Here is a 22,215-nt window from a genome sequence, read left to right as displayed (position 1 = left end):
AAAAAAGGAGGAGATTCCTATCGATACGAAGGAAATGATTGCAAAAACCAAGCTGGATATTATGGATGGCCGGACAGCTTTAGGGATTGAGTTTGGTTCAACTAGAATCAAAGCAGTCTTAATCGGTTCCGATTTGGTTCCGATTGCTGCTGGGGGCTTCGAATGGGAAAATACGCTGGAGAACGGAATTTGGACTTATTCACTTGAAGACATTTGGAAGGGCTTACGAGTAAGCTATCGCAAAATGGCGACCGAAGTATTTGAGAAGTACGGTGAAACCCTAACAACAATCGGTTCAATCGGCTTTAGTGCAATGATGCATGGTTACATGGCGTTTGATAAAAATGATGAGTTGCTAGTGCCTTTTAGAACGTGGCGGAATTCGATTACAGAAGAGGCAGAAAAGCAGTTAACGGAAATTTTCCAGTATAATATCCCGCAACGCTGGAGCATCGCTCATTTGTATCAAGCGATTTTGAACAAAGAGGAGCACGTAAGTGAAGTTCGATTTTTGACTACTTTGGCAGGTTATATTCATTGGCAGATGACCGGACAAAAGGTTTTGGGTGTAGGTGATGCGTCTGGAATGTTCCCAATCGAGACTGAAACAAAGAATTATGATCAAAAGATGCTGAAGCAATTTAGCGACTTGACTAAAGGTACCGCCTTCAAGCAAGAGCTGAATCAAGTGCTGCCGAAGGTCTTACTAGCTGGGGAATCAGCTGGCAACTTGACGAAAGAAGGAGCATATTTACTCGATCCGACAGGTACTTTGCAGGAGGGAATTCCTCTTTGTCCGCCAGAGGGCGATGCGGGGGCCGGCATGGTGGCAACCAACAGTGTCCGCCAAAGAACTGGGAATGTGTCGGCTGGAACCTCAGCTTTTGCCATGATCGTTCTTGAAGAAAAACTCAAACAGGTTCATCCGGAAATCGATTTGGTCACTACACCCGTAGGCGATTTAGTAGCAATGGTTCATACAAATAATTGTTCTTCAGAAATCAACGCCTGGGTCAATTTGTTCAAGGAATTTTCTGACGCACTAGGTTTAGAAATCAGTGGAGACAAACTGTATCATACGCTATTTGAAAAAGCATTGGAAGGCACATCTGATTGCGGCGGGATGCTTTCTTACGGTTACTATTCAGGCGAAAATATCACCGGAATGAATGAAGGACGTCCATTATTTGTCCGAACACTTGAAAGTAAGTTTGATTTAGCCAACTTTATGCGTCTGCATTTATCTAGTGCCTTTGGTGCAATGCGCATCGGAATGGAGATTTTGAAAAAGGAAAATATCAAGATCGATAAGCTCGTCGGGCATGGCGGAATTTTCAAGACACCTGTAGTGGGCCAAAGAATCTTGGCTTCAGCGATGGAAGCTCCGGTGACGGTAATGGAGACAGCGGGTGAGGGGGGCGCTTGGGGCATCGCTTTACTTGCTGCTTACCAATTAGAAGAAAATCTTTCTCTGTCAGATTTTCTAGAACAAAAAGTATTTGCGACGAGTGAAGGAGTGACCATCGAACCGACGACAGAAGATCTACAAGGATATAGTCAATTTATTGATCGCTACGAGAAAGGTTTATCGATCGAAGCCGAAGCGATCACTTCATTAAAATAAGGATTTCAGTTTGTCGTACATACATGACAAAAAAGAACCATTTGCCTAATCATGCAGCAACTGCATGATTAGGCAAGAGAAAAAATGAATATTTTAATACGAATTACGAAACGAATGAGGAGCGAAGTTGAAATGTTAGAGCATTTAAAGGAAGAGGTTTTTCAGGCCAATTTGGAATTACCCAAGCAAGGCTTGATTAAATATACTTGGGGAAATGTCAGTGCATTTGACAAAGAGACCGGCTATTTTGTCATCAAACCAAGCGGCGTAAGCTATGAACAAATGCAAGCATCCGATATGGTCGTTGTCGATTTAGACAACAATATAATTGAGGGGGATTTGAATCCTTCTTCAGATACACCGACACATGCGGTGTTGTACAAAGCCTTTCCTGAAATCGGCGGGATTTGCCACACCCATTCCACTTGGGCAACCATTTGGGCACAGGCCGGACTGGATTTACCGGCAATGGGGACGACCCATGCAGATACTTTCTATGGCAAAGTTCCATGTGCAAGATTTTTAACTCAAGAAGAGATTGACGTTGGCTATGAGCACGAAACAGGAAATGTCATCATTGAAACTTTTAAAGAATGCGGGATTGATGTTATGGAGATACCTGGTGTGCTATTACATGGACATGGACCATTTACTTGGGGAAAAGATGCAGATAGCGCCGTCATGAACGCGGTGGTTTTAGATGAGGTTGCCAAAATGAATCTTTTTGCACGTCAATTGAACAGTTTTGCCGAAGAATTGCCACAGCGTATTTTAGATAAGCATTATTTAAGAAAACACGGAAAAAATGCCTATTATGGGCAAGGTAAATAAAACATCAATGTTAAAAAGGAGCGAATAGCTATGTTAGAAGTGAGCAAAAAAGAATTTTGGTTTGTCGTAGGATCGCAGCATTTATATGGAGAAGAAGCGCTGAAAAGTGTAAAAGCTGATGCAGAAGCGATCGTAAAAGGACTGAATGATAGCGGAAAAATGAACTATCCCATCGTGTTAAAGGAATTAGCGGTAACTTCTGATACGATTACAAAAATTATGAAGGAAGTCAATTATCGTGATGAGGTGGCAGGTGTAATCACCTGGATGCACACCTTCTCACCAGCAAAAATGTGGATTCGTGGGACCAAATTATTACAAAAACCCTTGCTGCATTTAGCGACACAGTTCAATGAAAGTATTCCTTGGGAAACTATCGACATGGACTTTATGAATTTGAATCAATCGGCTCATGGGGACCGTGAGTATGGCTTTATTAATGCCCGCTTGAAAAAGCAAAATCAAATCGTTGTTGGCTATTGGCAAACAGAAAGCGTCCAAAAACAAATTGCTGACTGGATGGACGTTGCAGTAGCATATAATGAAAGCTTTAACATCAAGGTGGCTCGTTTTGGTGATAATATGCGCAATGTTGCCGTGACAGAAGGTGATAAGGTTGAAGCGCAGATTCAGTTCGGCTGGGTCGTTGATTACTTCGGTATTGGTGATTTGGTGCAGTATGTTGATGCAGTCAAGGATGAAGAAGTGGATGCTCTGTTTGCCGAATACAAAGAATTATATGATTTTGATTATGGCGATTATGATCGGGCGACTTGGGAAGCCCACGTTAAGGTGCAAGCGAAACAAGAAATCGGCATTCGCCGTTTCTTAGAAGCAGGTGATTACAATGCCTTTACTTCAAACTTTGAAGACCTTTATGGTATGCAGCAATTACCTGGACTAGCGGTGCAACGCTTGATGGCAGAAGGATATGGTTTTGCTGGAGAAGGCGACTGGAAAACAGCCGCTTTGGATCGTTTGATGAAAGTCATGGCGCATAATCAAAACACTGGATTTATGGAAGATTACACGTATGAATTAGCTGCTGGAAAAGAAGCCATCCTGCAATCCCATATGATGGAAGTTGATCCAACATTGGCTGTTAATAAACCTAAGATTGTTGTCTCACCATTATCAATGGGCGACCGTGAAGATCCGGCTCGTTTGGTATTTGATGGAAAAGCTGGTGACGGCGTGGTAGTCTCAATGGCAGACTTTGGAACGCATTATAAATTATTAATCAATGAGGTTGAAGCGTTTGAACCAACAGAAGAAGCACCAAAATTACCAGTGGCTCGTGTGCTTTGGAAGGTAAAACCAAACTTCCATGAAGGGGTAGGTAAATGGATCGAAGTCGGCGGCGGACACCATACGGTTGTATCTTTGAATCTTACGACTGAACAAATCATTACATGGGCGAAGTTGGTTGATTTAGAATATGTGACAATCAAGTAGAAGATAAAATATTGGCTTGGAAATGATCAAGTCAATATTTTATTAAACCAATAAAAGTAAAAAATACTATTAATTTGAGCGTAAAGGTTTACTTTTAAGCTAATTAAAGGTATATTGTACTAAAATAATAAAAGTAAAAAAAACTATAAAGGGGTTCTCATTGTATGAACAGCAATTATGATTCAAAGGAATATATTGAAAAGGTAGATGCATGGTGGCGTGCAGCAAACTATATTTCCGTTGCGCAAATGTATTTGAAGGACAATCCTTTGTTAAGAAAGCCATTGAAAAAAGAAGATGTTAAGACGCATCCGATCGGCCACTGGGGAACGATTGCAGGTCAAAACTTTCTCTATGCTCATTTAAATCGGGTAATCAATAAATATGATTTAAATATGTTTTATATTGAAGGTCCCGGTCATGGTGGTCAAGTCATGGTGTCAAATTCCTATATCGATGGCAGCTACAGTGAAATTTATCCAGAAGTCACTGAAGATGAAGCTGGATTGAAAAAATTATTTAAGATGTTCTCATTCCCAGGCGGAATCGCCTCACATGCGGCACCAGAAACACCTGGCTCTATCCACGAAGGCGGAGAGCTTGGCTACTCACTCTCGCATGCGACAGGTGCAATCTTAGACAATCCAGATGTGATTGCCGCAACTGTTGTAGGTGATGGCGAAGCGGAAACCGGTCCTTTAGCTGGCGGTTGGTTCTCAAATGTGTTTATCAATCCAGTGAATGATGGTGCAGTATTACCGATTGTTTATTTAAATGGCGGAAAAATTTCAAATCCAACAATTCTTTCTCGCAAGAGCGATGAAGATTTGCAAAAATATTTCGAAGGTCTTGGCTGGAAGCCTTATTTTGTGGAAGGGACTGATCCTGAAAAAGTTCATCCAGTAATGGCCGAAACATTGGATAAAGTAATCACAGAAATCAAAACGATTCAATCAGAGGCTCGTAAAGGTAAAGCAGAAGATGCTGCGATGCCGCAATGGCCAGTCATCTTATTCCGTACACCAAAAGGCTGGACTGGTCCGCAAACTTGGGATGGCGAACAATTAGAAGGAACCTTCCGTGCGCATCAAGTGCCAATCCCAGTAAGTTCAGAAGATATGGAACATGCTGATAAATTAGTAGATTGGTTGAAATCGTATCGTCCAGAAGAATTATTTGATGAAAACGGAAAAATCGTCGATGAATTGAAAGAAATCTCACCAAAAGGCGATCGTCGGATGTCTACCAATCCAATCACCAATGGCGGAATTGATCCAAAACCAATGACTATGCCAAATTGGAAACAATATGCGATTGATACGACAACACCAGGTGCGGTAATGGCACAAGACATGATCGTCTTTGGTCAACAAGCTCGGGATATGATCACTGAAAATCCAACCAATTTCCGCATCTTTGGACCAGATGAAACGAAATCTAACCGTTTGAACAAAGTCTTTGATGTGACGAATCGTCAATGGATGGAACCAAAAAACAGTACCGACGAATGGCAATCATCGGTTGGTCGTGTGATTGATGGTCAATTATCAGAACATCAAGCAGAAGGATTTTTAGAAGGTTATGTATTAACTGGTCGGCATGGTTTCTTTGCCAGCTACGAATCATTCTTGCGTGTGGTTGACTCGATGTTAACGCAACATTTCAAATGGATGCGTAAAGCCAGCGCGCATGCTTGGCGCAAAGAATATCCAGCGTTAAATCTGATTGCAACTTCTACGGTCTTCCAGCAAGATCATAATGGATATACCCATCAAGACCCAGGTGTATTGACCCATTTAGCTGAGAAGAAACCAGAATTTATTCGTGAATATCTGCCTGCAGACGCAAACAGCCTAATGGCAGTTATGGATAAAGCGATGCAAGACAAACAAGTGATTAACTTGATCGTTTCAAGTAAACACCCACGTCCACAATTCTATTCTGCGAAGGAAGCAGAAGAATTGGTCGAAAAAGGCTTGAAGGTCATTGATTGGGCAAGTACTGATAATGGGGATGAACCAGATGTTGTGATTGCGGCAGCCGGAACAGAACCTAACTTGGAAGCTTTAGCGGCTGTATCGATTCTGAATGAACAGTTTTCTGATTTGAAGATTCGTTTTGTCAATGTCGTGGATATCTTGAAACTACGTCATCCTGATATTGATCCTCGTGGATTGACTGACGAAGAGTTCGATGAAATCTTTACTACGGATAAACCAATCGTCTTTGCTTTCCATGGATACGAAGGTATGGTTCGTGACATCTTCTTTGATCGTCACAATCATAATCTGCATATTCATGGTTATCGTGAAAATGGTGATATTACAACGCCATTTGATATGCGTGTCTTCAGTGAGTTGGACCGCTTCCATTTAGCTCAAGAAGCAGCGAATGCAGTTTATGCAGAAGATGCAAAAGACTTCTCAGTACAAATGGATGAAACATTGGCAAAACATCATGACTTTATTCGAACAGAAGGTCGTGATCTTCCGGAAGTAGAAAACTGGAAATGGCAAGAACTGAAGAGAAAAGGGTATCATTTTAGTTAAGACTGTGTGGCGCTAAGAAACTGAATCACCTAAATAAAGACCTGTAAACAGAGCCAATTATGGCATGTTTACAGGTCTTTTTATGAATTAGCTGAGAACACTCGCGACTTTAGTCGTGAGTGTTCTCGGCTACGGTCGTGGCATGGCTTTAGCTATGTTAAACGACCAACATATCAACTTTCAGGGATCAAAACCAAGAAAATTACTTTCTGGGTCTTTGTCAATATGGGCATGATGGCCGCTTTAGCGGGCTTAATCTTGGCCGCTCGTCTGAATGCGGCGACACCACAAGCTGGAACTTCTTTAGAATTAGATGCGATGGCTTCTGTATACTTCGGTGGCGCTTCTACTTCAGGTGGTATCGGAACCATTACTGGAGCGATCGTCGGTGGCTTGGTTATGGGGGTCTTGAACAATGGGATGTCGATTCTTGGTGTCGGTGTTGACTGGCAGCAGGCAATCAAAGGTCTGATCTTACTTTTGGCAGTCGTATTAGATATCTATAATAAGAAACGTAAAATCTCGTAAGGTGGTAGACAATATGACAGAAGAAAACGAAAAACGTATTTTGCTGATTTGTACAGCTGGTATCACCTCCGGCTTATTAGTAAAAAACATCCAAACAGCAGCAGACGAGCAGAACATTCCCATTCGCGTGTATTCTGCTCCAGCAATTATCGCAGAACAGGCCATCCAAAATCAACAAATCGATGGTCTGATGATCGGTCCCCAATCAGAATACGAAGTGAACCGTTTGAAGGATTTTTTGAACTACAAAGCGGTGAGCTACAAGATGATCAAGAAAGAAGATTACGAAACGTTAGATGGAGAGGCGGTGCTTAAGGAAATACTCGCGAGCTTTATGTAATTAATACATGGAAAATACCATTTGATAGACATGTTCAAGTAACAAATGGAATAGTTTCAATAATAATTAAGATTAAGGCACTGTCTGCATATGGACAGTGCCTTAAATGGCGCTATAATTTCTAGGACTGATAGAAAATCATTCTATCGGTCCTTTTGAGTATAAAAAAACAAAACATACAGAAGCTCCGTTAGAATTGAATCACCACAACACAATCAAAGGAGCGTTCTGTATGTCTGACCTTCATCTTATCAAACTATTACTAGGAATCAAAGATGAAAACATTCAAATCACTCATGTCGAGAAGAAAAAAATACATTCAATCAACAGTATCGTTGTTTCTGCCACGCTTATTAAAACGATTCAGCGCTGTCCTCAGTGTAAACAGGTGAATCAACATGGGCTGATCGTTAAGAACGGAAAGAAAAAATCGCTGGTTCTTCTCAATAAGTGTGCGAATCAACGGACTTATCTTGCTTTGGCAAAGCAACGGTACCTCTGTCGTGGCTGTCACACCTATTTTACGGCGAATACCTACATTGTTGAAAAAAACTGTTTTATCGCCAAACAAGTACATTATAAAATATTGGAGGAATTGACTGAAAAACAAGCAATGACGACGATTTCTAAACATTGCGGCGTTTCTTGGTCAACCGTTTCGCGAACACTCGCTTCTCTGCTCCCCATGACAAACGTGAAAAGGAATTGGTTGCCTCGCTGTTTATTGGTGGATGAATTTCGTTCATTGAAAAATCAAGTCGGTCCCTATTCTTTTTCTTGTATGGATGGCGATACTGGGAAATTACTGGATATTCTTCCTTCACGTAAGAAGAAAGACTTGGTTTCTTATTTTATGCAATTTGAACGACGTGCACGTTTAAACGTAAAAATACTCGTAACGGATATGAACGCTTCTTATGCTTCGTTGATAAAAGAGTGCTTTCCTCATGCCAAACTCGTTGTGGATCGCTAGCACCTCATTCGCAGTTTTGAGGATATTCGACTACGAGTCATGAAAAGCTTCGACCGAAACGATCCAATACAAGCCAAACACTATCGACAAGTGAAGGCTTTATCTCGACTTCTGATTAAACGACAGGACATGCTTGTTTATGATAAATGGACAAAATGGCGTAATTATGGTTGGGCCTATCTAACCGAAAGTGAAGTCGTAGAACGTCTGCTTTCTACTTCTGATGAACTACGAATAGCTTATGCTTACTATCAAGAAATTCTTCAAGCTTTTCATGACAAAGAAGCGGACATCTTCTTTCAGCTTGTAAAAACAATGCCCAAGTCGGTTCCAAGAGAACTGCATCATATAAAAAAAGCGTTTATAAACTATGAATCAGGCATTCGTTTAGCCTTAGAGTTGCCTTACTCAAATGCCAAAATAGAGAATCTGCATACCCACATCAAAGCATTGAAACGAATAGCTTACGGGTTTAGAAGCTTTCGTAGGATGAGAACCAGAATTTTCTTAATCAATCATCTGATCACTTACTAAACATAAAAAAACATCTAAAGTAGAAAATCAATTCTACCTTAGATGTTCTTATATCACTCTATCAGTCCTATTTGACAAAGAGCCCCTTAAATGTATTATTTATCTTATTCAACATCAACCGCTTGACGTTGTATCTCTTTAACAACGAATGATGCATCACCCAAAGCATAGATGCCCTGCACATCTCCTGTATTTAGGGCAGCGATGGCTTCATTAGAAAAATGCAGCGAGCTAGTTTCAAAGCTTAGAACTTTTTTACCGTCAGTGACGATGAATGTCTTCGTTGCTGGTTGATTGATCAGTTCAAACTTCGTTGGCAATGACTCAAGGCTTCCCAAATCTTCCTCAACAGTTAAATCTTCTACTTTTTGAGAACGAGATACAATAAATTTTCCTTTTTCTTCTCGAACTAAAAGAGCAGCAAAATGGGTATCGTTGATCATGCTGGTGATACCGATCTTTCCATGATTGCAAGTAGTGGATTTTTCGACTGTAACAGTGAATGTTTCTGATTTTTCAGTTTGTCTGACTCCGAGAAATGAGGGGGTTGTGCCTTGTTCAATTGTTGTTGAGCAGCCTTTTAAAGTTAAGGTAGAGTTTTGCAAAAGAATATTTTCCTTAAGGCTATCCCGTAAGCTAAGCCACTCAGGATTTAAAGTGGGCTGATTAAATTCATCAACAAAAGGCACTATTTTTTGTTCATTTACAAGTACCTTTTGATGTTTCGGAAACTGCTTCATATCGACCACTTCACTAGGGATTCCCTGATTAACTTCCGGCCATTCTTTCTCCCAATTGACTGGATAGAGCAGGGTTTCTCGTCCCATATTGGTAATTTGCTTGAAATCAATTGTAGATGGGCGCGTTCCTAAACAGATCAACCACCAATTTCCTTTTGTATCTTGGAAGAGATCGGCGTGACCAATATTTTGTAAAGGTTCATTTGCGCGATCACGATTTGTAAAAATTGGATTGGCGGTCGAGTGATCCTCAAAAGGTCCCCAAAGATTGTCCGACTTGAACATCGTAATCATATGTCCCACACCCGTTCCGCCTTCAGCAGCCAGTAGGTAATAAGTGTTATCTCGCTTAATTATGTGAGGACCTTCAACATCGCGACCACCTGTTCCGAGACTGATTACTTCTGGCCCGCGTAAAATGGCTCCAGTTGTAAGCTCAATTTCCGCTTGTTGAATGGCTTTGGTTCCCTTATCATCGATATAGCCTGTGAAGGTGACATAGGTACGTCCATTTTCATGGTAAAGATCCGGATCAATTCCCATAATGTCGATTTCTAACCGTTGTTGTTCCCAAAGAATTTCTCCATTCTCATTCAATTTGCCTTTGATAATAAAGTTTTTGAACTCCGCAAAATTAGTAGTGATCACATAGAAATGATCATTGAAAAAGCGAATACAAACCGCGAAGATTCCTTCATTAGATTTCGCCTTTGATAGGTCCGCTTGTTCCGTTGTTACGACGATTCCAGGAAGTTTTGTCCAGTTTAATAAATCTGTACTTTTACTTAAGGCGATCCCCGGGTAGTACTCAAAAGTACTGTTGACCATATAATAAGTATCTTTTACCAAAACGATGCTCGGATCAGGATACATACCGCGTAGAATTGGATTTTGATAAGATTCCACCATATAATTCACTCCTTTTCTATTGATGATAGGCTGTACGAACAGCAGCAAACGTTAGTTCAGCGGTAGTTGAAAGGTGAAGATCCGCTGTCTTCAGATCACTATTTGTTCCTATTGCTACAGAGAAAGCGCCACTTTCTTTAATGGCTTTAAGTCCAGCAATCGAATCTTCAATACCGATGCATTCTAAAGGCTGAAGATTCAATGACTGAGCCGCAGCGATGAAAATATCTGGTGCCGGTTTGCCATTTTCCACTTTACTTGGATCGACGATGGTGTCAAATGTCTCTGCCAATGTTAACTTTTCTAAAATAAGCGGTCCGTTTAAGCTAGAAGAGGCTAAAGCAAGCTTCACCTTCTGCTGTTTCAGTTCAGAGATGAATGTTGCAACCCCTGGCAAGATATTGTCAGGGGATAGCTGCTTAAGCGACTCCTTATACTGTTCATTTTTTTCAAACAAAAGCTGTTGAAACATATTCTCAGAGACAGAAACCTCTAAATAGTTTAAAATCACCTTCAAAGATTCCGCTCGACTCACGCCCTTTGTCTTTTCTTCCAAGTCACTGGGAAGTTTCGCAGCAAAGTAATTGTCTGTAAGTTTTTTCCAAGCTTCAAAATGCAGGGTAGAGGTGTCGGCGATGACCCCATCTAAATCAAATAATGCACCTTTAAACAAATGAGATTTCCTCCCGTTCACTTAGAATAGGCGTTGATGCTAGTGCGTCATTGATTTTTGCCAGATTCTCTGATGTGATTTGAATAAAAGGCAATAGTGTATTCAATTTGCTCAAGGACATAGTTCCTAAACCGCCCTTAATGGCTGCTGGATCTGCTCTGAAAAAATCTAACACAGGATCAATCGCATCAATTTTTTGAACTAACAGTTCATCTGCCATAATTTCGGCTGCAGGTGTTTCGCTATTATAGTGTTCTACGTAATTTTCGCTGGGAACATAGGCGATTTCATAGGTGCCGCAGGTAAGTGAGAAGCGACCGTTATTTTTTTCCTGATTGTTGACTGTTACCGGACCATTTTCTCCTCGTGGTAAATCGACATGTACGGTCGTTCCAAAAGGCACAGTCAAGTTGAGCTTAATGGTGTGCTCGCTGTCCGCTTCGATTTGATAACTTACAGCGAAAGTTCCGTATGGTGTATCGAAATGTCCATTAACTTGTTTTAAGCGATAATCAAATAGCGGCGAAAAGTTGATTTCCTGATAGCCAGGGTGAGCTGGTTTAATTCCTAGAAGATAGCTATAGGCCCATTCCATAATTGCACCAAAGCTATAATGATTTAATGAATTCATTCCTTCTGGGTTCATGGAACCATCAGGAAGAACAGAGTTCCAGCGTTCCCAGACAGTTGTTGCGCCAAGATTTACTGCATAGAGCCAGCTTGGAAAATCTTCTAAAAGGAAAATTTTCGTGGCTAGTTTATGATAGCCATAATTAGATAAAACCTGACAGATGAAGGGAGTACCGACAAATCCGGTTTTAAGATGGTCATTGTCCTTTTTCAAGCGGGTTACTAAATCCTTAGCGACTCGCGAACGTTGTGATTGAGGAACCAATTCAAAATATAGCGCGATTGCATAAGCCGTCTGAGTATCAATTGCTAAACGGCCATTTGCAGTAATATATTCCTTAACAATAGCCTCTTTGATCCGTTGAGCTTGTTCACGATAATAAGTTGCATCGTTAGCAAAATTCAAAATTTCAGCTGTTTTAGCAATGATGTCATTAGAATAATAGTAGTAGACAGAGGCAATAAAATCTTCTTCAGTTTTTCCAGTTGGTAACGCGGGATTTTCTCCATCAAGAGCGAGCCAATCGCCAAATTGAAAGGTTCCAGTCCATAAATCACTGCTCTTACTGTTTTTTTGAATCCATGCTACCCAATCCTTCATTGCTGTGTAGTTTTGACGTAAAATCGCTGAATCACCATAAATCTGATACATGTTCCATGGGATGATCGTTGCTGCATCGCCCCAAACCGCAGCACCGCCATCAGAATTCCCCATTGCAGGAGCATACATTGGAACCATACCATCATGCAATTGTTGCTCGATAGCGATGTCTTTTCCATATTTTTTAAAGAATGGAAAAACGTTCATATTTAAAGCAGCTGTTTTAGAAAAGACTTCAGCATCGCCTGTCCAGCCAAGTCGTTCGTCCCGCTGCGGGCAATCAGTCGGAATATCTAAGAAGTTACTTTTTTGTCCCCACAGAATATTTTGAAAAAGCCGATTAACCTTTGAATTAGTGGTTTTGATTTCGCCTGTGGTTGCCATTTCAGAATAAAGGACCGCCGCTTGATAATCTTCTTTTCTCAGTGCTTGAGTGTTTCCTTCGACTTTTACATAACGATAGCCGTAGAAAGTGAAATGGGGGCGAACCCATTTTTCTTCACCGTCAGAAATATAGACAAAAGAGGCTCTTGCTTCACGTAAATTTTCGCGATAAAAGTTACCCTCCTGTAGGATTTCTCCCATTTGAAAAACAAGTTTTGTGCCTTTGGGTTCGCGGTTGTAAAATTCCATCCAACCAGTCTGATTTTGACCAAAATCAAGGACCTGTTCACCTGCCGGAGTTTCAAGGATTTCTTGAATAGGCAATCGTTCCATAATTTTTATCGGCAGACTCAATCGGTCTTGAAGTAGTGCCTTATTCTGATCTAGTAAGATCACGGACTGCCAATCGGAAGGGGTTAATGTATCATTCAAGTCTTCTCCATAATAAATCTCTGATTTAGTTACTTTTCCGCTGGTTGTTACCCATGAGCTATCAGTGGAAATGATCTCTGTTTGACCATCTTCATACGTCACGTGGAATTCTCCAATGACACATTGCTGGTCGCCGTAAATGTTTTTCATTCCGCCATCGAAGCCTAAAGTTCCTTTATACCAGCCGTCACCAGTAGTGAAGAGCAGCTCATGATCCGCTGCTTTTTGGAAGGCTGCTGTGACATCGTAGGTTTGGACTTGGATCCATTGATCGTATGCCGTAACCCCTGGCGTTAAATACTCATCACCAACTTTTTCACCATTAATATATGCTTCATAAATCCCCAATCCAGTAGCGTATAAACGCGCTTTTGCTACTTGGGACTTCACGCTGATCTTTTTTTGAAAAAGTGTATTTTGAATAGCTTTATCTGGATGAGCAATCCAATCTGCTTGGAAAGGTTCATCCATTTTACCAGTTTCAAAAAAGCTTTCTTTGGTAAGAAGTTCATGATTGGTGTCTCGAATCGCAATTTCTACGTGGTAACGAGTACGTGGAATCAGTGTCAACGGAACATCAAAATAGTTAGTTTCAAATGGTTCCTGCTTGCTTTGGTAAACGGGGGCTTCATAATTATCTGTCCAGATGGTTAATTGCTTCGTTATTTCTGTGAATTGTTCTGCTTCCACTGTAAACTCAATTCGCAGATCATCTAACTGAAAGCCAATAGGTTCTGTCATATGATTGATCAAAATTTTTGAAATTCTCATTTTTTGTACACTCCTAATTTTATAGTTTAGCGGAAAAGTCACCGCAAAATGGATCGACCGGATTAACCCCTTCAAAGGCTTCTTTACCAGTCATTTTTCTAAGTACTGCGTCAATGCTTTCCTTATTCCCAGTATACGTATTGATGTAGGTAGATACTGCTGGGATATCAAATAAATGATAGGGATTTGCTGTTGAGATAAAGATCGTCGGAATAGCCTTCATAAACCAAGGAGCGTCCGCCGCCATTAAATGAATCCAATCGAGGCGAGTGGTGGTTTGATTGCTAGCTGTTTCGATATTTGCAATATAGAGTGCTAGATCAAATTTTTCCTTCATTTCAGCTATGCCTTCTTCAAAAATCTCATGAAAATCTAGCCGCTTTCGGTCAAACAGAGTCACCTGAAAGCCCAGTATCTCCAGCTGTTTTTGGAAAAGGTCGGAAACTTGGCCGCCCTCTTTAAAACCTCCGTCATCTGAGTCACCTAAAACAACCAATCGAATTCGTGGATAACGTTCGACTGTCAAAGGCAAAAGGTGATCCCGATCCTTGACTAAAGTAACGGCCTTTTTAGCTGCCGCGGCTGCTTTTTTTGCATGTTCAGCAGTATTTAAATTCAACGTTTCTGGCATCGTCGCTTCAAATAAACCATGTACCATTTTTGTCGCGAGAATTCGTAAAACAGCTTCATTGATTCGTGCCAGCTTCAATGTGCCATTTTCAACCGCTTTTTTGATAAACATATAATCCTCATCAATGTTTTTATTAAAAAGAATCATATCGATTCCGGCATTAATTGTTGCAGGTAACAGTTCTTCTCGCGGAAGAATCGAATTGTAACCAATCATTGGTGTAGCATCGGTAATCGTCAAGCCGTTAAATCCAAGTTCGTCACGTAATAGCCCATCAATTAGCCGTTTTGAAGCCGAGGCAGGTCTCAATTCTGAATCCTTTATATCCGGCGACAGCTGTTTCTCCCAAGCCGGTAGCATGATATGTCCGATCATGATACTGCTAATTCCCTGATCAATAAAGGTTTGGTAGATTTTTCCATAAGAGTTTATCCAATCATCAACCGATAAGGAATTGACCGTGCTTAACAGGTGCTGATCTCGTTCGTCGACGCCGTCACCCGGAAAGTGCTTGATAACAGGCAAGATGCTGTTCTTTTCCAACCCCTTAATTTGAGCCGATGCCATTTGGATCACACGCTTTGGATCGCTGCCGAAGGTTCGAGTGTTGGTGATCGGATTCCGAAAATTCAGATCGATATCAACAATTGGGGAAAAGGACATGTTGCAGCCTACTTGAGCGGCTTCATTTCCAGCGACATTTCCTAATTCGTAAGCTTGTTCAGGATCATCTGTCGCAGCTATTTGCAGCGGCATTCCGAACCAGGTTCCTTCTGTAATAATCCCATTTCCGCCAGATTCCAAATTCGCCGAAAAGAATAGAGGGATATCGCTGGCTGCCTGAGCAGTTGTTAATTGTCGTTTGATCTTTTCCGCTGAGGCGGGACGATACATCATACCGCCAGGGCGATAAGTTTTGATAAACTCTTTAATGTCTACTTGATCCTCGTCCTGTCCAATAACAAAAAAGAGCTGGCCAATTTTTTCATCCAAAGTCATAGTTTGGACTTTGCTTTGCAGCTGTTGAATTTGTTCATCTGCTAAGTAATAAGGTTTTTTTGATAAATCTAACATGCTTTTTGCGCCTCCAATGATTTAAAGATACTTGTTCACGCTTTCATTTTAGTCTGGAGAAATTGTATAAACCATTGCGAAAAAACAGCTTAAGTGTGTCCATTTCATTGCTCCTTTCATTTATCTAAAATTGAGTCTTGCTTGAATGATTTATTCATGAGATAGTTTAGGCGAAGTAATGAAAGAATATCATTCAAAAAAACAACTTAAAGATTAAAATCCTATAATTACTCGACTTATTACACAGATAGTAGCTTTTTTGAGGGGAGCTGAAGGAATGGAAGAAGAAGTTTTAACCATATTACAGGAGAAAAATCATCCTCGTAATTGGAATGAGTTGGGTTCAGAAATGAGACCAAAACAAACAGGTGTGTTGAAAAACGAGCCTATTTATGAATTTTTTCATACGTTGGACGACTCATTAGAGGTAAATCCGCAATCAATCGCCATTTCGTTACAGCCAGTGAGCTCCTTCATTCCATTTCATGTCCATAATTATGTGGAGATAATCGTACCTCTGGTAGGTGAATGTACCGTTATTACGAAAAACGATGAGTTAAAGCTGAAGCAAAATGACTTGATCATCATTGGCAACCATACGATTCACCGTGTAGAACCAATTGAAACCGATGCTATCGTAGTCAATCTGACCCTAAAGGACACAGCTTTCAATTTAAACGATTATCATTTTATGTATGAGGATCGAGCAACCAAAAAAGTCTCCTCCTTGCTTTTTTCACTGCTCTCAAATGAAACGCAGGGGGAGAATATCTATCGCTTGTTTCGGACGCATCAAGATACAAAGATTCATTTTCTGTTAGAGGACATTATCCAGGAATACTATTATCCAGACACCCAATCGAATCAGATCATCCGATTAGAATTATTAACACTCTTCGGTCGGTTGATTCGTTCAGCTGCTAATGAACAAACAGTGATTGCTGGAGAAGATGATGGCTCAGTTAATTTATTATCGTTACTTTTATATATTGAAAAGAATTATGCGCACATTACGTTAGAGGAAATGGCTCAGCACTTTGGCTTCAATCCGAATTATTTATCTTCTTATTTGAAAAAACACACCGGATTAACCTTTATCAAATTGGTTCATCTGCAACGGGTGAATGTTGCAGCAGAGTACTTAACGTATACCAATGCGCCGATTGAACAGATTGCCCTAAAGGTAGGGTATGAAAATCCCTCCTATTTTTATAAAATGTTTCGAAAACATTTAAAGATTTTACCAACTGAATATCGTGAAAAGCATTCTTTCAATGCTAAAAAAACCGATTGAGTCTCAATCGGTTTTTTTAACTATGAAGAAAGTATAAAATTTTCACATGAATAAATCGTTTTACAACAGGCATATCCATGTCCGGCTTCACGAACTAGCTTTTTCGGCAATAAGCAAAAATATTTCGAAATTTGAGAAGCAATTTAGAAATATTTTGGTCTTATTGCTCAAAAGCTGAGCGAGTTCGCGAAGCCTTTCTTAGAGCTTAAATTTTTGTCGATACTGATTGGGTGAACATCCAGTTTGCTTTTTAAAGAAATGATAGAAATATGCCTCACTAGAAAAGCCTAGTCGTTCTGCAATAAGCTGAATGGTCAAATCAGTCGTATTTAATAGCTGTTGAGCTTTCTGAGTTCGAATCATTTGAGCATAATTGGCCAGAGTCATTTTTGTTTGCCGTTTTAAGAGTCGATTCAGGTATTCAGGATTGTAGTGCAGTGTGGCTTCGATTTCTTTTCGAGAAATATTACCAAAGCGGCTTTCAATCAGATGAATCACGCGATTAACAAGATAATCTTCTTTGGATAAATCCAGATCAATCCGCTGAAGTGAAAATTGGTTGGTGTTTTCCAATGCATCCAACAGGCGTAAAATCAATCCTCGTTGAAAATAAGCACGACCGATTTTGGAGGTAGCTACCTCCAGCTGCAAAGAATCAATAATGACATGAAAGCCTTCGCTTTGATAAGGCAAGCAGGGAGTAAACTCAATATAGCTGCGTTTCCACTGCGCATCAGATTGAAGATTTTGCTGTAAAAATTGAAAGATCGGACCTTCGCCAGAATCAATAGACAGTAATTCCTGAAGCAGCGCAGGCGATAAATTTAGAAAGACGACATTGCAGCCATCTGAAAGAATCTCCCGATGCAGAATCTGTGTATTCAATAGACAGCCTTCTCCTGCTTGAAAAGTGTATTCCTTCTCCTCAATATAATTTGTTAGTTCTCCCTTTAAAACATACATTAATTCAAAGTTTTGATTTTTATGCAACGCTTGATATTCTTCATTTTCAAAGGCGATGATTTTACCATCCTGCACTTTGGTATAAAGAATTTTTTCACCGATTTTTTGTTTATAGAAGATGGCGATTGGTGAATGGGTTCTGATTTGCGGAATGTCGGCATCGCCAGAATGGAGCTCAGAAAAAGGATCTTTTGCCATAAAGTACCTCCGAAAGGTCGGGAAATTGTAGTAAACGGTTTCTTGAAGTCGGTATTTTTCATTATATCACAGAGACAAACGAACTAGAATAATGGATATCAGAGGAGGAAAGGCAGATGCGAGAAAAGAAAAAAATAAATCAGCAATGGCTGTTTCATTATGGAGAAATCGGTATGCCTAAAAAAACAGCTAAAAAAGCCCACGCTTTAGGTGGATTGACCGCACCGCTAATAGAAGAGGCTGGAGAATCTGTAACATACGGTGCAGGAGGTGAGCATTTTTTAAAACTGATTGCTAGAGGAGATGAGATTCAAGGATTAAAAAATTTAGCCGGAACCGATTTTGATTCTGGATTGGATCAAGAATGGCAAACTATTACGATTCCCCACGACTGGAAAATCAGCCAACCCTATAAACAAGCTCCAGAATTACTTATGTCTGGATCAAAGGAAGATGGAGTTGGTTATTATCGGAAAACATTTTCTTTAAACGATGAGCTGATGAATCAAAAGCGCGTTATTCTACATTTCGATGGAGTGATGAGTTCAGCAGATGTTTGGCTAAATGGTGCCTATCTAGGTCAGAACACTAGTGGATACACAAGTTTTTCTTATGATATCTCTGAGATGGCTAGATATGGCAATGAAGGAACTAATGTATTGCTGGTAAGAGTGGATACAACGACAGGAGCAGAAGGCTGGTGGTATGAAGGCGCTGGAATTTATCGTGACGTTTGGTTAGAGTTTGTACCATTGATTGCTTTTGATAGAGAAAATGCTTACGTCTATACACAGGAGCTTCAAGAAACACAAGCAGTTATGGGAGCTGAGGTTTGTATCGAGAATTACTCACAGGAGATAGTCGAGGTCTCGCCAGTAATCAGAATCAGTGAACAGCTGATCACGTTAGAAAAACAAACGTTACAGCCTTTTGAAAAGCGTGTTCTTAAAGAAACATTTATTTTTCCTGCTCCAATACCCTGGTCACCTGAAAATCCTCATTTGTATGAAGCAGTTTTTCAAATGGAAACGGATGAGTGCCGTAAAAGTTTTGGCATTCGAACGTTCGCTTATGATTCACAAGGTTTTTATTTAAATGGGAATTTGTATGAACTGCGAGGTGTTTGCGAGCATCAAGATTTTGCTGGAGTAGGTGTAGCACTGAATCAGGATATCGTTGATTATAAAATTAAAACGATGAAGGAAATGGGTGTCAATGCCTGGCGCAGTGCTCATCATTATGCTTCTGAGGAACTTATGGAGGCTTGCGATCGTTTTGGCATTCTTTTAATGAATGAGAATCGGTTGTTAGAGAGCACACCTTGGCGAATTGCTGATTTGGAAAAAATGGTTCGAAAAAGCAGGATGCATGCTTCGATTGCGTTTTGGTCAGTAGCGAATGAGGAGGTCATCGGGAATACCAATCTCGGGAGCCGCATCGCTTATAAATTAGTTCGGTGTATCAAACAAAATAACTATGAATGTCTAGTTGTTTCAGCAGAACTACTAAATCCTGATGGTATAGTTAATGAAAGCTATCTAGCAAATTATGACGTGCTTGGAGTAAACTATCCAGAAGCGGATGCAATGGGACCTGGTGCGATTAAAATCAAAGAGCAGTATCCAGAGCTTGCGATCATGAGTACGGAAAGTGCCTCTTATTTTTCAACACGAGGAATTTACAAAGATAATGAAGAAAATTGTCAGTGCTCCAATTTTGGTTCGTTATTTTCAATGATTTTACCTGGAAAGCGTCAACCTGGTGATCCCGGAGCAGGAGGTACCGCAACACCTGAAAAAGTTTTAAATTATTTGACTAAGCACCAGTATATGGGGGGAGTTTTTCTTTGGACAGCGTTTGATTACTATGGCGAACCTTCTCCTTTTGGTTGGCCAGCTATTTCTTCTCAATTCGGTATCGCTGATTTGTGCGGCTTTCCTAAGGATTATTATTACTATTATCAAGCGAATTGGAAAAAAGAACCTGTACTTCATATCCTGCCTCATTGGAATGAAGAAGGCCTCGAAATCAATACGGATGGGATGATTGCTGTTCGTGTCTTCAGTAATGCCGATGAAGTTGAGATTTTTGTCAATGGAATAAGTTTTGGTAAGAAAATTATTATTGGTTGTATCGCTAATTGGGAAATTCCGTATCAAGCTGGGGAATTAAAGGCTGTAGCCTATGATGGAAACCAAATCATTACCGAAGCCAAGCATCAAACCAGTTCAACGATTCACGCGATTCGAAGTAAAAGAATTTTTGAAGGAAAAGAATACAGTCTTTTTGCCCTAGAAGCAGTCGATGATCATCAACGATTTGTTCCTACGGCAAATAATCAGGTAACAATTTCTGTCGAAAATGGAGAAATCGTTGGATTAGCAAATGGAAATCCAACGAATCAAGCTGCGTACAGTCTAGATCATGTTCGATTGTTCCAAGGAAAAGCATTGGCTATCGTTCGAACAAGTGAAGCAAGTGTTCAAATCAAAGTGATCATTCAAAAATAAAGTCAAGGCAGAAAAAGTATCTATGAAAAGACCACAAAGCGCATGAATTTTGCATATGGCTGTAGTACTTTTTCTAGCCTATACTTTAACTATCATTTGAAAGCGGAAACAAAAAATATAAAGGAGCGCAATTATTATGAATAAGAAAAAATTATCTCTAGCCTTAGGTATTTTAAGTATGAATCTTTTGTTGATGTCAGGCTCGGTTGTGGGTGCAGCAATTGCCGCAATTTCAAAATCATTCCCTCAAGAACCTATTTCTAAGGTACAAATGCTTAGTTCCATTCCTCAGCTTGGTCAGCTGATAGCCACGTTACTTTTTACTTGGTTAACCTATAAAATGACCAGAAAAAATATTGGGGTCGTTTCAGTAGCTATCGTAGCAATCAGCGGTTTACTGCCAGTTTTTTATAACAGCAGTCTGAATATTATTTTAGCATGTATGATCGCTCTAGGTTTTGGGTTAGGATTAATCAGTAATGTTGGACCAGTTTTACTGCAAGAACATTTTGATGGTGAAGAGCGTGCGGCGGTCATGGGTTGGGCGGTAGGCTTTAACAATTTAGGAATGATGGGCTTTACTGCGATCGGCGGTGTGTTAGGCAGTACGAATTGGCAAAATCTATTCTGGGTTTATGGGGCAGCGATTCTTATTTTAGTCGTTGTGTTAGTTTTAGTGCCCAAAGATCGAAAATTATCTGAAGAGGAAGTCTCTAACCAACGTTCAATCAGTTTTGGTAAAACGGTAAAAAGCTTGAATGGCTATGTTTATGTGATGCTGATCGTGACTTTTGTGACTTCGCTTTGCTTAATGATCTTTATGGCAAATCAATCAATTCTGCTAGCTTCAAAAGGGAACGGTACAGCGTATACGGCAATGGTCACAGCATTAGGAAATGTCGGAGGAATTTGTACCGCTTTTGGATTGAAATATATCCGCAAAATTACTAAAACAGATACGATGGCCTGGGGCTTTGTGGCTTTCGCTTTATCTTATATTTGTATCGTCTTTTTCAATAATCCTGCGTTGCATATTGCTGGAAATATGTTCTCAGGAATGGGGATTGTTATGGTCAATGCGACGATTCCATTTGAATTATCCATTTTAGCTAATCATCAACAATTTCCGGTCGCTATTGCGATGAATACACTGATTTCTTCTTTAGCCGGTTTCGCAGCACCGATGCTGCTTGCGGCAACCAAGATTTCAGCAGGGGCAAACTCTTATCTGGCTGGGATTGCCATCAGCGGCTTGATGGCTATCGTATTATTGATTACTCGCTTAGGAAACCGCATCGAAAAAAAGTCCGGTGAGGCAACAGTAAGCAATGTACAAAATGAAGGGGTGCAAGAAGCTTAAAAATATTTGTTCTCAAAATAAGTATAAGAATAAACAGACTTTATTCGTAAGAAGAGGTCTGTTTTTTTAGTGTCTAAAATACTGATCAAAATCCAAGAAAGAGCGCAAAACAGATTTTTTAAAAAATATAGGCTCTCTTTTTGTGGTACCATCAAAAGAAAGGGCTATCAATAAAGCTATTGTTCTTAAAAACGACTATAAGGAGGGATGT

13 protein-coding genes and 2 pseudogenes are annotated in these 22,215 nt (G+C 40.2%); 10 read left to right on the top strand and 5 right to left on the bottom strand.

What is annotated here, in order from left to right:
* Positions 1-34 precede the first annotated feature (34 nt).
* The 7 genes and pseudogenes from AUF14_RS21585 (at position 35) to AUF14_RS21555 (ending at position 8,857) form a co-directional block, all read left to right on the top strand.
* Complete coding sequence (locus AUF14_RS21585) at positions 35-1,624, top strand: xylulokinase (protein ID WP_193756258.1); 1,590 nt, start codon at positions 35-37, stop codon at positions 1,622-1,624.
* Positions 1,625-1,756: 132 nt separating this feature from the next.
* Entirely contained in the window at positions 1,757-2,455 is a 699-nt protein-coding gene (locus AUF14_RS21580; protein WP_070504819.1) for an L-ribulose-5-phosphate 4-epimerase, read from the top strand.
* 30 nt (positions 2,456-2,485) lie between these two features.
* Positions 2,486-3,910 (top strand): L-arabinose isomerase, encoded by a 1,425-nt coding sequence (gene araA, locus AUF14_RS21575; protein WP_070504821.1) that lies wholly within the window; start codon positions 2,486-2,488, stop codon positions 3,908-3,910.
* A gap of 164 nt (positions 3,911-4,074) precedes the next feature.
* On the top strand, positions 4,075-6,459 hold the full coding sequence (locus tag AUF14_RS21570; RefSeq protein WP_070504824.1) for a phosphoketolase family protein: 2,385 nt from the start codon (positions 4,075-4,077) through the stop codon (positions 6,457-6,459).
* Between the two features lie 162 nt (positions 6,460-6,621).
* Positions 6,622-6,987: pseudogene (locus tag AUF14_RS21565) on the top strand (ABC transporter permease subunit); the annotation flags it as partial.
* Between the two features lie 13 nt (positions 6,988-7,000).
* A complete protein-coding gene (locus tag AUF14_RS21560) occupies positions 7,001-7,327 on the top strand; it encodes a PTS sugar transporter subunit IIB (RefSeq protein WP_070504831.1) in 327 nt (108 codons plus the stop codon).
* Between the two features lie 232 nt (positions 7,328-7,559).
* A pseudogene (locus tag AUF14_RS21555) lies at positions 7,560-8,857 on the top strand (ISL3 family transposase).
* An 81-nt stretch (positions 8,858-8,938) separates the two neighbouring features.
* On the opposite strand, the gene AUF14_RS21550 reads toward AUF14_RS21555, so the two are convergent.
* From AUF14_RS21550 to AUF14_RS21535, 4 genes are read right to left on the bottom strand one after another with little or no spacing between them, the layout of a single operon-like run.
* Positions 8,939-10,483, bottom strand: a complete 1,545-nt coding sequence (locus tag AUF14_RS21550; RefSeq protein WP_070504326.1) for a glycoside hydrolase family 43 protein — start codon at positions 10,481-10,483, stop codon at positions 8,939-8,941.
* Between the two features lie 16 nt (positions 10,484-10,499).
* Positions 10,500-11,156 carry a beta-phosphoglucomutase gene (pgmB, locus tag AUF14_RS21545; RefSeq protein ID WP_070504330.1) on the bottom strand — a complete coding sequence of 219 codons (657 nt, stop codon included), beginning with the start codon at positions 11,154-11,156 and terminating at the stop codon, positions 10,500-10,502.
* The gene (locus AUF14_RS21540; protein ID WP_070504333.1) at positions 11,149-13,974 is read right to left on the bottom strand and encodes an alpha-L-rhamnosidase; all 2,826 of its coding nucleotides are present in this window, start codon (positions 13,972-13,974) and stop codon (positions 11,149-11,151) included. The genes pgmB and AUF14_RS21540 overlap by 8 nt, the downstream gene beginning before the upstream one ends.
* 19 nt (positions 13,975-13,993) lie before the next feature.
* The gene (locus tag AUF14_RS21535; protein ID WP_070558472.1) at positions 13,994-15,679 is read right to left on the bottom strand and encodes a glycoside hydrolase family 3 protein; all 1,686 of its coding nucleotides are present in this window, start codon (positions 15,677-15,679) and stop codon (positions 13,994-13,996) included.
* Between the two features lie 277 nt (positions 15,680-15,956).
* On the opposite strand from AUF14_RS21535, the gene AUF14_RS21530 reads away from it, so the two are divergent.
* Positions 15,957-16,973: an AraC family transcriptional regulator gene (locus AUF14_RS21530; RefSeq protein WP_070504339.1), complete on the top strand. Its 1,017-nt coding sequence runs from the start codon at positions 15,957-15,959 to the stop codon at positions 16,971-16,973.
* A 198-nt stretch (positions 16,974-17,171) separates the two neighbouring features.
* Here the strand turns inward: AUF14_RS21530 and AUF14_RS21525 are convergent, their stop codons facing one another.
* The gene (locus AUF14_RS21525) at positions 17,172-18,134 is read right to left on the bottom strand and encodes a helix-turn-helix domain-containing protein (protein WP_016178125.1); all 963 of its coding nucleotides are present in this window, start codon (positions 18,132-18,134) and stop codon (positions 17,172-17,174) included.
* A gap of 116 nt (positions 18,135-18,250) precedes the next feature.
* Between AUF14_RS21525 and AUF14_RS21520 the strand changes: the two genes are divergently transcribed.
* A complete protein-coding gene (locus AUF14_RS21520) occupies positions 18,251-20,644 on the top strand; it encodes a sugar-binding domain-containing protein (RefSeq protein ID WP_070504342.1) in 2,394 nt (797 codons plus the stop codon).
* Positions 20,645-20,780: 136 nt separating this feature from the next.
* Positions 20,781-22,004 carry an MFS transporter gene (locus AUF14_RS21515; protein ID WP_016178127.1) on the top strand — a complete coding sequence of 408 codons (1,224 nt, stop codon included), beginning with the start codon at positions 20,781-20,783 and terminating at the stop codon, positions 22,002-22,004.
* Positions 22,005-22,215 lie beyond the last annotated feature (211 nt).

This window comes from Enterococcus avium (assembly GCF_002891025.1).
GTDB classification, from domain to species: Bacteria; Bacillota; Bacilli; order Lactobacillales; family Enterococcaceae; genus Enterococcus_A; species Enterococcus_A avium.
This window is presented reverse-complemented; position numbering and strand designations above follow the sequence as displayed.